General features: G+C 30.7%; 9 protein-coding genes. 4 read left to right on the forward strand and 5 right to left on the reverse strand.

Translation table 11 applies throughout. The features are described 5' to 3' along the window. Positions 1-230: 230 nt before the first annotated feature. From DG508_RS01200 to DG508_RS01215, 4 genes are all read left to right on the forward strand, one after another. Positions 231-2,018 carry a type VI secretion system Vgr family protein gene (locus tag DG508_RS01200; protein ID WP_108866402.1) on the forward strand — a complete coding sequence of 596 codons (1,788 nt, stop codon included), beginning with the start codon at positions 231-233 and terminating at the stop codon, positions 2,016-2,018. Between the two features lie 44 nt (positions 2,019-2,062). Further along, positions 2,063-2,857: a hypothetical protein gene (locus DG508_RS01205; RefSeq protein ID WP_108866403.1), complete on the forward strand. Its 795-nt coding sequence runs from the start codon at positions 2,063-2,065 to the stop codon at positions 2,855-2,857. Positions 2,858-2,860: 3 nt separating this feature from the next. After that, the gene (locus tag DG508_RS01210) at positions 2,861-4,549 is read left to right on the forward strand and encodes a DUF4280 domain-containing protein (RefSeq protein ID WP_108866404.1); all 1,689 of its coding nucleotides are present in this window, start codon (positions 2,861-2,863) and stop codon (positions 4,547-4,549) included. A gap of 221 nt (positions 4,550-4,770) precedes the next feature. Beyond that, positions 4,771-5,595: a hypothetical protein gene (locus tag DG508_RS01215; RefSeq protein WP_103866988.1), complete on the forward strand. Its 825-nt coding sequence runs from the start codon at positions 4,771-4,773 to the stop codon at positions 5,593-5,595. A 372-nt stretch (positions 5,596-5,967) separates the two neighbouring features. Here the strand turns inward: DG508_RS01215 and DG508_RS01225 are convergent, their stop codons facing one another. The 5 genes from DG508_RS01225 to DG508_RS01245 form a co-directional block, all read right to left on the reverse strand. Next, complete coding sequence (locus tag DG508_RS01225; RefSeq protein WP_108866407.1) at positions 5,968-6,621, reverse strand: response regulator; 654 nt, start codon at positions 6,619-6,621, stop codon at positions 5,968-5,970. Then, a complete protein-coding gene (locus tag DG508_RS01230) occupies positions 6,599-8,512 on the reverse strand; it encodes a tetratricopeptide repeat-containing sensor histidine kinase (RefSeq protein WP_234418150.1) in 1,914 nt (637 codons plus the stop codon). The genes DG508_RS01225 and DG508_RS01230 overlap by 23 nt, the downstream gene beginning before the upstream one ends. Before the next feature lie 230 nt (positions 8,513-8,742). Continuing rightward, complete coding sequence (locus DG508_RS01235; RefSeq protein ID WP_108866409.1) at positions 8,743-9,132, reverse strand: 7TM-DISM domain-containing protein; 390 nt, start codon at positions 9,130-9,132, stop codon at positions 8,743-8,745. Between the two features lie 392 nt (positions 9,133-9,524). Next, entirely contained in the window at positions 9,525-10,904 is a 1,380-nt protein-coding gene (locus tag DG508_RS01240) for a leucine-rich repeat domain-containing protein (protein ID WP_108866410.1), read from the reverse strand. A gap of 277 nt (positions 10,905-11,181) precedes the next feature. Continuing rightward, the gene (locus tag DG508_RS01245; RefSeq protein ID WP_108866411.1) at positions 11,182-14,433 is read right to left on the reverse strand and encodes a S41 family peptidase; all 3,252 of its coding nucleotides are present in this window, start codon (positions 14,431-14,433) and stop codon (positions 11,182-11,184) included. Between the last annotated feature and the right edge of the window lie 476 nt (positions 14,434-14,909).

Raw genomic sequence — 14,909 nt, forward strand, 5'->3', positions numbered from 1 at the left:
TTTTGTGATGGTTCCATCTTTTATTTAAAACAGTTATTATTCGTTGGGGGAAACAATAGAGTAAGAACTAGTACAACTGTTATTTAGGATAAAATAATATCAATATATAATCTTAGAACTTATTGAGATATGGTATACAAATACAGTTATAAGTAGGAACAAGGTCTTGTTTTATTATATAAAATTTCACCTCTCCCTTTTTTAAATATTTTTTTTAATCACAAATCAAAATGGCTTTACAATCAAAACTAGAAATATACATAGGAGAAACAGCAATAACTTGTTTCAAAAAATTTACTTTAAATCAAAAAATAGATGATCATCATCATTTTGAACTAATCTGTAGAGTAGATACTATAGAAAACCCCAGATCAGAAATAGCAATAGAATCAAAAAGTTTTTTAAATGAAATCTTTATAATTCAAGTATCTTCTGTTGACTTTACTGAGGAATACAAAGAATTAGAGTTTAAAGGAGTTGTAACCTCTGTGAATATAGCCAAAGGGTTTCATCAATCTCAAGGAGATATAATTACTATTTCTGGAGAAGGGGCTTGTATAATAACCGATGATGGCTCTCATTATGCATCCTATACAGATAGTTCATTATCTGATATTTTACAAGATGTTTTTATGGGCTATGACAGATCAAAGTTAGCAATGGATATTACTCCCAGAAATAACTCTCCTCTACACTATTGCGTGCAACATAATGAAAGTGCTTTTGCCTATGCCAGTCGATTAGCAGCCCAATATAACGAGTGGTTTTATTATGATGGTAAAAAACTTGTTTTTGGAAATCCAGATCAGAAAAAAATAAAGTTACGATATAGATTTGATCTTCATGAATTTTCTTTGAATCTGGCACCTAAACCCAATACATACATTTATTGCACCACAGATTATCTATTGGATGAGAAACACGAAAAACATAGTGCAGATATCCATACAGGGCTTAATGGGCTTAATCACTTTACAACCCAAAAAAGTGAATCCTTATTTGCAAAAAAAACAAGAGTTTATGTTAGCTCATATGATGACCCTCAATTAAAACAAAGATTTGATCAGCTCATCGAGCAACAAAAAAAAGCAACAGAACTTAATCAGGTAATTATAAAAGGAAAGAGCGATAATCCAGGGGTAAAACTAGGAAGTGTGATTAGTATAGAAGATGATGAAATAGGGTATGGTTCTTTTAGGATAACCAAAGTTTCTCATATAGTAAATGAAAATGGGAAGTATCGCAATGAATTTGAAGGAGTTGTCTCAGATTCTGACATCTATCCTAATACTGATCTTACAGCATTTCCTAAGAGTGAAACCCAAGTAGCCAAAGTTGTAGAAAATGCAGACCCAAAAGGATTAAGTCGTATCAAAGTACAGTTTTTTTGGCAAGAACCATTAGGTGAGAGAACCCCATGGTTACGAATAGTATCTCCTCATGCAGGAACGGAAAAAGGATTTCATTTTATTCCTGAAATAGGAGAAGAAGTTTTGATAGGTTTTGAAGGGGGTAATGCAGAAAAACCATATGTGTTAGGATCATTATACAATGGAGTAGCAAATCCATCTGGTTGGAAAACCAACAAAAATGATATCAAAGCGATACGAACTCGTAGTGGGCATACTATAGAATTAAATGATGCAAAAGGATCAGAGTTTATTACCATTACAGATAAAAACGCTAATATCATTACTATTGACACAGCTAATAACAATATTACCATTACTGCACTAGAGAATATGACGCTAAATGCCAAGAATTTCAAAATGAATGTAAAGGAAGATGCTGTTTTTAATATAGGAAGAAATACAACCATTTATACAGAAAATAATTTTGATACCTCGTCACAGAATCATACCAATACAGTAGAAAATAAAATGAATACTTCTGTAGGAAGAGAGTTAATTCAAAACAGTGGTAATGCCGAAATACAAAGTAAACAAAATATAAAAATTGCCTGTGGAGCTACAGCATCTTTTCAAGGGGGAGGGAATGTAAAAATCAGTAAGGGATAATTGTAAGATGTACAAAACAAATTGTTTAATTAATAGTAGTTATAATGATACAGAACGCATTTAGATTTAGAACAGAAGAACGACAACTATACATGCCAAAAGAGGGCGTATTTACATATTATCAAGAAAGTATATACCCAATCAATTATTCAAAAAAAATAACATGTTCTTCAACAAGAAAATTGTGTATAGAAATACTTTTTGATGAAGATCAGCCTTATGTTAGACTGGTTAATATAAGCATAGAAAATCATGAGTTGAATTTTTCTGACGGCTCATATGCGATGAAAGATATCTTAAAGAGAGTTACATCCATATACGACAAAATTCAGCTTAGAGTATCCTATAAGGGAGTCATCGTTGGTATAGATAATCTAGAAGAGTTACAGGATAAATGGAAGGAGCAAAAAGAATTTATACAACAACATTATAAAGGCGAACAAGTACAACGCTATATTCATAAAACAGAGTATCTAATACATTCGGAGACCGATAGTATTGATTATCTCTTAGAATATCAACATTTAGGAGGAGTATTAAAATCCCTGTGTCATCAATACAGTACAGACCATAGTATACTAATCACACAACCACTGATCACAAAATATGGTAAGGTTATGATAGATGAAGAAGTGTTGTTACAACCCATTGATGATACAGAAAAGATACAACTAACGCTTAGTGCTAGTTATCCCCAAGAAAAAGAATACCTTACTATAGACGCAATGTATGATTTTTGTGAAAAAGAAAATTCATGGATTGAAAAAGCAGAAATAACAGTTCTGGAAAAGTACGGGAGAGAAGAATATCAAAGTAGTTTTAGAATCAAACAAATATAAGTTATGCCAGGGAAATTTGTAATCAATGGTGCAACTTTAAAATGTCCGCTATGCTCAAGCAGTGGTACCCTTTTAGTATCACATACAGAAGTACAATTGCAAGATGTACCATGGGCAACCAATGGGGATAGAAATAAATCTAATCTCGTTTTTGGAGGCGTTTGCAATAAATGGCGTAAAAACAAACCACCCTGTGCCAGTGTAATTTCACCCACACAATGGCAAGGATTGGCAAGTGATGTAGAAATTGATGGTGAGTTGATGCTAGTAGAAGACTCTACCATAAAATGTGCTACAGGAGGAGTTGATATAGCTATTGAAGATACAGCACAAATAGATGTTCCTACAGATTTACCAGATTCAGAAAATGCTGTGTTAAAAAAGTTTTTGGTTAATGTAAGAAGACCAGAAGATTATAAAGGAGAGTATGGATTTGATTGGCTACGAGATGAATATATATATCCTATTGAAACAATAGATCATAATACTACTAATGATTTAGATAATGTTCCCTTGCCAGTATGTAAAAACCCTAATGATTTAAAAAATGAATATAAGACAAAAGATGTTGTAAGTCCTATATCTCCTTATGGAATAGATTATTACCCAGCATGGTTGTCAATCTTTCCTGACACTGAAGAAGGTTATGTAAATCAAGTTCAATTAAATATAGAAATTGAAGAAATTGAACCATTACAATCAGATGAAACAGAAATTATCTTTGAATGTGATAACGAGAACTTAATAGTCACTCCTGAAAAAATTCCGTTAAATGATCTCTTGCTAGATAAACAAACGAAAAATTGGGAGAATACCACCAAAGACTATTATCTAGCAGAAAAAGTGATTACTGTAAAATGTGAAGGAGGTGTATTAGAAGATCATCAGGAAATAAAGATTTTTGCAGAACTAAAGGGGGAAAAAGAAGAGGTGGGAAAATTAATGGTATATAAAAATAGTACTATTCCCAGCTTTGAAATTGTAGTGGTTGATGTAAGTATAGCAGGAAATCCAACAAGTTATAATACTTCTTTTTACTATCCTTTGTTAAAACTATCTTTTACACAGGCAATGATTAAACCCGTAGTTGTTGATACTATTTCTTTTGATATTAGCTTGTTACCATTAACAGCCCCAGTAGTGCGAGATTTTACAGAGATGTATATCAATACCCCTACATTAAGCAATGCAGATTCAAATGCTCTTTTAAAATTTGAAGACGATTTGCTTTATTTATTTAGTCTATATAACGAGGTTCTAAATCCTATAAATAGTAATGCATCCAAGAAAACGTATATATTTCGTACTCCTTTTAAACCTTTACATCCTCATACAGGAGAAGAATTAAGGGGTATGGCCTATGCCGGCCATCCTGATAAAGAAATTCCTGGTTGGGGAAATTCTATAGTACTCTTCCCTTTTGGATTGCTAGATGATTCTAATATGATACACGAATTGGGACATTCGCTCTCATTACCTCATACTTTTGAAGAAAAATATGTAAGTCCATTTACTTTTTATCAAGGTTTTACAGATAATCATATGGATTATTTCAATCAATATGACCCAAACCCGAATAGTGTAGGGCTTCCAAATCCAAATAGAAACAATATGTATTCATTTTTTAAATGGCAATGGGATATTATGAGAGAAGATAGAAGTTTGATATATGAGAATACCAGTTTAGAGTAATTATTATAATGTACTAAAATCTATTAAAACAATAAGAAATGTCAGAAAAATTTATTACCAATAATGCTACTCCAAAATACCTGTTATGTTCTAGTAGTGACAAATTTGTAGTATCACATACAGAATTACAATTGCAAGTTTTATAAAACATTTTCCTAAAAAAGAAAAAAATAAAACACATTTTGTATTTAGGAGATAAAGGATTTTTTAAACAAAAAACCATGAAAGCAACAAATCAATATAATATTACCGAAAAAATTTCTCATCGTCAAAACAGAATACAAAATAGTTTTAATGATGTTGTAACAAATGTGGATTATACAACCACTGCAGTTAATGAAACTGAAGAATTACAGTCTACTTTTGTTAGACTATTATTTCATGGAGGAGCAAGAAGTCTTGCTGATAATAGTGCTTTTCACTTTGCCTCGTTAAATGTTTATAATGATTATAGAAGAAATTATATAGATGATTTATCAAGTAGAGAATCTGTAGGTTCAGGAAAACAAATAGTTGAAAAAATTGATTCGCAAGAAGATAATTCAATTAAATCTATAGATTTCTTTTCTCATGGAGATATGTTTGCTTTATACCTTATAAAAGGCGCAAGTATTTATGAAACAATCAGTAAAGAGAGTGTTGAGAGTAATAATTTGAATGCTTCATTATATCTTGGGAGTGTTACTAGGTTTTGGAGAGGAAGTAACTTACACGAAGATAGCAGAAAAATAGATGAAATAAATTTTAAAAAATGCAATAATAAATGTATAATAGAAATTCATGGTTGCTTAACGGCAGGTAATTTATATCTGCATGATAATATGTGTGAAGAGTTATCTGAATTACTTTATTCTAATGGAAAGACTGAAGCTATAGTTATAGGACATACAGAAAGGGCAAATCCTAATATTAAAGGTTCAATCACAACAAATGAAGAACAAGATTACAGACATGGAGAAAGAAAAATTTTTTATAATGGTCGAGTTATTCATACTACTAAAAGAGAAGGTCTAATTACAAGAAATGAAATTGATGATTTATTATAGCATAATACCAAGTTTCAATACTTTATTCTTAGTCTTTGTAATAATGTTATTTATTACGGTATATACCTTAGGATATATTATTTTAAAATTGTTAAACCCTAAAAAATATAGAATTTTATATTTCTTTTTCTATTCTTGGTTAATATGGATATTAATATTTATCACTTTTCTACCATTCAATAGGGGATACGAATCTATAACGCAAAATGATGATATTTTTGGTTCTATTGTTACAGCTATATTTGTTTCAATATATTTCCCTTTTCATCATTTACTGGGTATTATTTCATTACTTATATTAATAAAACGTAAATATTTATCCTTAGAATAATTGATTTAGAAATTCAATAAATATTACAATCTCAACTCATCTCACTCCACCAACCCCAATTTTATGGCATATTTTGCTAGTCCTACTACATTCTTTACTTTCAGTTTAGAGATCAGACTGGTTCTATAACCTTCGATAGTGTATTTGCTTAAAAAAAGCTGATCTGCAATTTCCTGTGTTGTATATTCCTGAGCAATCAGTTTTAGAATTTCTTTTTCTCGTTTGGTTAGTTTGATAACATTCTCTTTCTTTTGATTAAATATGCTTTCTGTATATGCTTGCTTTATACTTTCTGAAAAGTAATTTTCACCTTTCAAAATAGTTTCAATAGCAAGAAATAACTCAGTTTTTTTAGCATTTTTAGGTACATATCCATCTACCCCATCGTGAGTAAGTTCATATATTTTTTCAGGATCGGTAAGCATACTTACCATCAGGGTTTTTATATGAGGGTGTTTTTTCTTTATATATCGATTAAGTTCTATACCATCAATTTCGGGCATATTGATATCTAATATGGCTAAATCAATTTTTTCTTGCGTATTAATGTCAAGATACTTTTTGGCTTCAAGACCATTATAAGAAGTAAATAAAACCTCATATTCAGATTCATGAGCTAGCATACTTGATAATCCATCAAGAAACATTTTATGATCATCTACAATAAGTAATTTATATTTGTTGTGGGATTTCATTATAAGTAGGTATTTTTATTCGAATAGCGGTACCTCTGTTGATAACAGAATCGATGTGTATTTCACCGTACATCTTAGATAAGCGGTTTTTTATATTTTGTAACCCGATACCTGAAGTTACTGTATCTACAGAAAAGCCTATCCCATCATCTTCAAAAATAACTTCTAAATCATTTTCATAAACATTAAAACAGATTTCTATATGTTTTGCATTGGCATATTTTAATGCATTGGTGAGTAATTCCTGAATGACTTTGAAAATTTCAGGCTTATATTTTTCATCAAGCTTATCAATTTTATCAACAGGATGAGGGATAAATGTAATTTCGGGTTCAGTTACATTTTCAATGGTATCGATATAATCACTAATATATTTAGTAAAAGATGAGTTACAAAGTTTTTTAGGAGTAAGGTTATGTGATATTTGCCTAACCTGTTCATATACATTATCTAGCTGATCTAGTATAGTATCTTTCTCCTTATGTATTTCTTCTTGCCTCCCTGCCATTTGTAATTTGATTGCTGCAAGGTTACCTCCTACGGAGTCATGTAATTCACTTGCGATACGATTACGCTCTTCGTTTTGTGCAAAAGTATACGTATTTGCTAATTTTAATTCTTGTTCTTTGAGTACAGAATTAATTTTTTGCTTATGAATTTCTTCTTTTTGAAGATTGTACTGGTTTTGTACTTTAAGTTTTTGGTAATACACAATCAATAAGGCTGATATAGGAATTAAAACAATCAAAAAAACTATAATAGATGATCTTTTAAGTAGTCGTTGTCTACTAATTTCATTATCCTTAATTAATTGATTTTCTTTTAATGCTAGAATTTCTTTTTCTTTTTTGGTGGTTTCATATTTAATCTCTAATTCAGTAATTTCTTTACGCTGTTTTGTATTACTTATGGAGTCTTTGAGTTTATAAAACTCAATAAGCGAACTATTGGCTAATTTATGATTACCAATAGTTGTGTAAATACTTGCTAAATTCTCATGGATATTTTTCTGTACTTCCAGGTTTCTTATTTTCTTTGCTTCTGGCAAAGTTTTAACAAGTGTATTAATAGCTTTACCAGAGTTACCTAAAGCATCTAGAGCTAAGGCTTTGTGTACTATTGCATTTAAACCTTTATCCTTAAAACCATAATTGTCTGCTATGTTCTTACTTTTCTCATAATAATTAATAGCTTTAATATATTTTTTATTTTCAAATAAAACAGAACCAATATTTAAAGCAATAGTAGCAGATACTTTAGGGTCTTTTTCAAGAGGCATTAATTCAAAAGCTTGTATAAAGTATTTCTCTGCATTGTCAAAATCTTTTTTGAAGAAATAAATACTTCCAATGTTTACATAGTTAGCATAAATAGCCTGATCATTATATGCGTGATCTATACTTTCTTTAAAAAATTGTATTGCCTTATCTAGTTCATTTTTATTTCCATAGAGAATTCCTAAATCTGATTTTACTTTAGAGATCATTTCTTTGTAATGTATCTTTTCAGAAATCTCTAGACTCTTAAAAAGTATCTCTATCGCTTTATCAATTTTACCGCTTATTCGATATCCTGACCCAATAATTCGGTAGATAGTCGCTGTCTTTTTTTGGAGATTGATAGTCTCTTTAAGACTGTTACCTCTTTGGCTTTTCAGTTTTATTCGCAATAGTGCTTTTTTTGCATAATACTCAGCAGAATCAGGAACTCCAATAGAGTTAAAATATTCACCTATAGTAATATTAACTTTTAGACGTATAGAATCATGGATTTTTTTCCTTTTGGATAATTTAGAAAGGATATTGTACGAATAATTAGGATTACTTATTAGAGAATCTTTTGCATTTTCTACTAACTTATTTGGATTGCCTTGAGTGTATGCATACTGCATAAATGATATAATAATATAAATGCATATTTTTATACCTCTAGATGACAACATAATCGATATTTTGTGTTTTTATAAGTTGGTCATGATATTATATAATATCTTCTAGCATAACTACGTGTTAATCACATATATTGTCTTGTCTATTATAAAAGATTATAAAGGTATTATGATGAGTTTAAAAAAGTGATATATCTAGTTTTATTGTAACGTTTCTTGAAAGCTTTTTACTTTTATCTAATAAAAAAAATAAAAGTACGATTGTCAATATCGCTTTTATTATTGGTTGCGATAAATAAGTTATTGTTATTATTTTTATCGAGTTGATAAAACTTATAGCTCCTGTTTATAATATCGTTGTTAAGAATAGCGAGTTCTTTTTTCTTAAAAGTAGTATTAATTAATTTTATTTTAATCCAAATATTTCCTTTAAAAAAAGGAAAATTTATGTCAGGAACATGTTTAAAAGGAATCTCTTTTAATTCATCTATGGTATACTTATTTGTTTTATCTATATAACATTTATAACTATATGTAACACCATCAATGGTTTTTATGTTAGGATAACATGAATAAATATTGATAAATATTAAAACTGATATAAGGGGTAATTGTTTAATCATTAGTTTAGCTTTATATGCTTAAATCAAATAGAAAACGATTTTGTTACCTTAATATGTCTATAGTTTAAAAAATAGTTACACCAGATCGATAGCAGGTAATTTTAATAGTATATAAGAAAGGTAAATTTTTGGGATAATGCACTAGTAGAATCTTTTTTTAAAACACTAAAAGTAGAACTTGTTTACCATCATGATTTTAAAGCTAAAAACAGCTGTATTTGATCATATAGAGGTATGGTATGATAGAAAGGGTTACATTCTTCTTTGGAGCACAAAACCCCATAGAAGTCGAAATAGAATTTTTAAATTTAAAAATGCGGCATAAGTCTTAGAAAAGTTGTCCGAATTTCTCTTGCAAGTCCATCGCGGTAGCGGGGATACAATACATGTCTCTAGTAATATACTCTACAATTTGGCAACCATAATTTTATTTTCCTTTTTTCTTCTTCGGAAAAATTATTTTTAGATAAATTAAGTTGTTCAAGTTTTTTTAATTTATTGATCGTATTTGGCAGTTTTGTAAGTTTATTATTACCTAGATCTAATTTTTTAAGGTTTACCATTTCACCAATGGTTAATGGTAATTCTGTAATTTGGTTGTCTGAAATAAAAAAAGACTCTATTTTTTTTAATTTACCTATGGATATTGGTAGTTTTTTAATTTTATTTTGATTAAGGTCTAATTCCACAAGGTTTTTCAAACTCCCAATACTTGAAGGTAATGCCTGTAGTTGATTTCCTCTTAAGTAAAAACTTTTGAGTTTATTAAGTTCACCTATTGCAGTAGGAAGCTTATGGATTTTATTTTGACCTATGAGAAATTTTTTAAGATTTTGGAGCTTACCAATAGTAATTGGTATTTCTATAATTTGATTTCCATTTAAATGTAATTCTTCCAAATTAGACAATTTGCCTATCGATAATGGTAATTCTACTAAATTATTATAATCTATATCCAGAATAGTGAGGTTATTTAACTTATCTATAGATGTTGGCAGTTTAACCAGTTTATTAGTGTCTAAAACAAGATGTTTCAATTTTTTTAATTCACATATAACTTCAGGAAATTCATTAAATTGACCAATTCCTATACTTAACTTAGTAAGGTTTTCTAATTTCTCTATAGACTTAGGTAGCTTATTTATCGAGTTTTTACCTAGATAAAGTATGCTTAAATTTGGTAACTCCCCAATAATAGCCGGAATTTCAATAAATTTATTAGAATGTAAGTTTAATTCTTTTAATTGCTTAAGTTCTTTAAAGTTTTTTGGTAGACCACTGATTTGATTACCACCAAGGTTTAATTTAATAAGTTTTTTTAGTCCATTAAATTTGGTTGGGAATTGAATGAGCTTATTATAAAAGAGATTTAGTTCTCTTAAATTTTCTAAATTTTTAACCGATGATGGAACTTCTATTAATTTATTATTATTCAGTTTTAGTATATCAAGACAACTTAAATTTTCAAAACTAGAGGGTAATGAAGACATCTCATTGCTCATAAGATTAAGTTCTGTTAAACTCATCAACTCACCTATTTCAATGGGTAGTGTTTTTAGCTTATTATTACTAACATCTAACCATTTCAGGTTTTTAAATTTACCAATAGCCCTTGGTAAACCTTCTAGTTTTTTAAAAGATAAACTAAGTCCTTTTACTAAGTCTGGGGTTTCTAAAGCTTTATTTAATGAGTTGTAGTATGGTTTTATCTCTTGGGCTTCTACAAAGGTAATACTTAATACAAAGAGAAATAATTTAATTGTTATTTTCATGTTTTTATTTTCATAAAACGACCCGATTTTAGCTCTCAACTAAAAATTGAAACCAATAAACTTTATAATTTAATAAACTTAATTAGGTAATTCTTAAGTGTAAAAATAATATACAACAAAAAAGCCAGACAATTTTGTCTGGCTATGGTAAATATTTACAGCTTTGTAACCAAGATGATTCAAAATTCAAACTTTTTGATGCAAGATCTGAAAGAAATAAACACGTTTACAGACAAATACTCAGAACTTCTAAGTACTTAGCTAGATACTATCTTTTTTAGTTAGCCGCTCTTTTTGGATACGGAGGTCTAACCTGTTTTTTGGGTGGATTATTTTTCAATTTTTGTAAGATCACTTCAATCGCTTTTTCTAGCTGAGGATCCTTTCCCTTTATTATTTCCGAAGGTAATTGTTCTACTTCGATATCTGGAGCGACCCCTACATTTTCAACGATAAACCCTTCTTCTGTCCATATAGCTACGTTGGGTGCGGTAACACTGGCACCATCAATAAACTCAGGAAACCCCAAAATTCCTACTAAACCTCCCCAGGTTCTCTTACCCACGAGAGTTCCAACTTTAAACTTTCGAAACATCCAGGGTAACATATCACCGCCAGAACCAGCTGTTTCGTCAATAAGCATAACTTTAGGTCCCTGTATAGAAGCACTTGGAGTTTTTAAATCTTTACCATATCGAAAATTCCAGTGAGACTGATAAGGATTCAGCAAAAGGTTTATATAATAATCTGCTATTTGACCACCACCATTGAAGCGTTCATCTATAATGATTGCTTCTTTATCTGCTTGCGGAAAGAAATATCTTTTAAAATATTCGTGACCAGCCGTAGTAGTATTTGGGACATATACATAAGCAACTTGTCCATTGGTCATATCATGTACTTTTTTTAAATTCCCTTCTACCCAATCTCGGTTTCTAAGAGCATATTCACTTGCTATAGGGGTTATCTTACTAACTCTTGAGTCTTTAAAGTCTTGATTTGGCCCTACTGTTATTTCGATTATTTTACCTGCTGTATTTTCAAAAAAACTGAAAATATTTTCATTTCCAGATAGCTCTTTGCCATTTACAGCCAATAGATAATCACCTGGCTTAACGTTAATTCCTGGTTCCGTCAAAGGAGATCTGAGTTCGGGATTCCAATTAAGACCACCATAGATTTTTTTGAATTGGTATTTATTGTTTACAATTTTGTAGTCAGCACCTAATAAACCACCAGGAACTTCATTTGCCTCACGAAGCTGTTCTCCAACCCCTTGTAAACGATGATGTCCTACGGATAGTTCACTACACATCCATTGGATAACTCTATTCAAATCATTTCGTGACGATAGATGGGGTAAAAACTGTGAGTATTTTTCTTTCATACCTTTCCAATTCGAACCGTGCATTCCAGGATCATAGAAATAATCTCTGTTGATTCTCCAAGCTTCTTCAAATATATTTTTCCATTCTTCAACAGGATCAATTTTTACTTCAATGGGATCAATTTTTAAAATGCCTTCTCCATTTTTTGGTTTTTTCCCAATCTCAGTAATACCCCAAGTATTTTTATTATTATAAACCATCTTTTTTCCATTCGAAGAAATTATATAGCTATCCAAGTCCATGATTTCTTCTTTTTTTTGCTCCTTTAAATCGTATTGATAGAGTTTTGAAGGTTTCTTGTTGTTGTTTGGATCAAAGGTGATAAACAAAATCTTAGCTGTTTCTCCTGATCCAAGTCCATAATAATGTCCTGCTTCAATGGGTAGGGAAATAATTCTATTTTGAATATCACTAAGATCTATTTGAATAGTTTTCTCTTTTTTATTTTCATCTTTTTGACCAGCTTCTTCTTCTTCTAGTTCTTCCTCATCACTTTCTTTTGCCAACGGAGAAACCGTTTCTTTCTGAAGTGTTACTAAGTATATAGAATTAGTAATTGACATATCCTGATTAGACTGATCAAACCAGTTCACTACAGGTCCAGCATCTGTAGAGGCAAAAAAATACAAATATTTCCCTTCAGGGTCAAAAACTGGTTCATTGGCATTGCTATATCCGTCAGAAACTGGATAACTTTTTGAATCCTTAAGAGAATACAGAAAAATTTGCTCAAAATTAGTATCTATAATCTTTGAATAGGTGATCCAATTAGAATCTGGAGACCAGTCCCCAAAGAGGTTCCTAAAAGCTCCAGGAAAGTAATATTCATCATTAGCTACCTTCTTTATTTCTTTAGAAACTACATCTAGAATATATAGATTTCTTCCATTATCGACAAAACTGATTTTTTTGCTATTAGGAGACCAATTGGCATGTGCGTAGAACCCAGTTCCAGAAAGTTTAAAAACTTCTGGGGTTCCCTTACCATCCTGAGATTTTATATGTAATTCATATTCGCCAGAAACATCTGAAAAATAAGCTATATTTTTTCCATCAGGCGACCACGCGGGATATTTTTCGTGACTCCCTGGGCTTAATGTAATATTTCTTGGATCTCCTTTTTTCTCAGGGATCGTAATTATTTCTCCTCGATAATCAAAAACTACTCGCTTACCAGATGGGGAGATAGCTGCTGAACGAATATGTTTACTTCCTTTAACATATCGCTTTCGTAATTCAAGAAGATCAGTGGCAATACCGATTTTAAGTTTTTTTGAGTTTTTTTGAGCTATATCATATAGATGGATATAACCAGCTTGTTCAAAGATGATCGTGTCGGTATTAAGTTTTGCATTAATGATAGGAAAATCTGTAAATTGAGTACGTTGTATTATTTCTTTAGAGGCGGTATTAAAGGAAAATAGATTAAACTCACCGTTTCGGTCACTCAAAAAGTATATTTCATCCCCACGCCACATTGGCTGTACATCATTACTACCGCCAGTAGGTTGCGGAATCTTAACTATAGATTTATCCTTAAATGAGAACACCCATATATTGGCAGTGGTTCCTCCTCTGTAATTCTTCCACTGATGGAATCTTTCTCTTATAGGAGTATACGCCATGTAATTACCATCAGGAGAATAAGTAGCGTGCCAGGCATTCGGAATTTCCAATTCTTTTGGATAGCCACCATCAATGGAAACTTCATAAAGTTTTGAATATCTGTTAGTGTGTATCGATCTTTGAGAATTGAACAGTACAGATTTTCCATCAGGCGTGAATCCTAAAGCATTATCCCAAATTGGATGCCAGGTAAGTCTTTTAGGAATCCCTCCATTCACAGAGACAATATATACATCTTCGTTACCTTCATATTCGGCGCTAAACGCTATTAGTTTTCCATCTGGAGAAAATACAGGGTTCGATTCTATTCCCTCATCAATGGTCAGCCTTCTAGGTTGTGATCCATCTAAATTTGAAATCCATAAATCGTTTGCATATATAAATGCAATATGAGATTTTCCTATTGCAGGCTGTTCCATCAATCGGGTATCCGTTGGATCAATTGAAAATGATAAGAATGGAATGAAATATAATAGAAATACTACTGTAAGCAACCTATAATTAAAGTTTTGCATGATTGGTATGATTTGATTATTCTTATTATTCTCAAAAATAGTTAAAACGATACACTTTAGTGCATGCTGCTTGAGCTTCCAAAAAACATATAGTGTTTCTTTATTCCTGAACAAAGGGGTAACATGGATATATAGCTCGAGGCTTTCAGTGTATATAGATGTAGGTACTACAAAAAACAATCATTTTTAGAACCTCACTCTCTGGTATATTATGAGATTATCCTTTATTAATATTTCATTATTAAACAAATAACTCTATATCTCCAAATAATATAGATAAGGTAGAATATTTTATTGTTCCCGCTGCTGAACTTAAGTAACTTATTTTCTACGTGTCCTAATATAAGGAGCTCAAACCTCTTATTACTGAATACCAAGAAATTAGATATTTTTTATTGACTTTACTAAAAAACGAAAACCCTTGTAAGCACTACTACTTACAAGGGTTTTAAATACTAAAGTGACCGCGGAGGGAC

The sequence above is a fragment of the Aquimarina aquimarini genome (assembly GCF_900299535.1).
GTDB classification, from domain to species: domain Bacteria; phylum Bacteroidota; class Bacteroidia; order Flavobacteriales; family Flavobacteriaceae; genus Aquimarina; species Aquimarina aquimarini.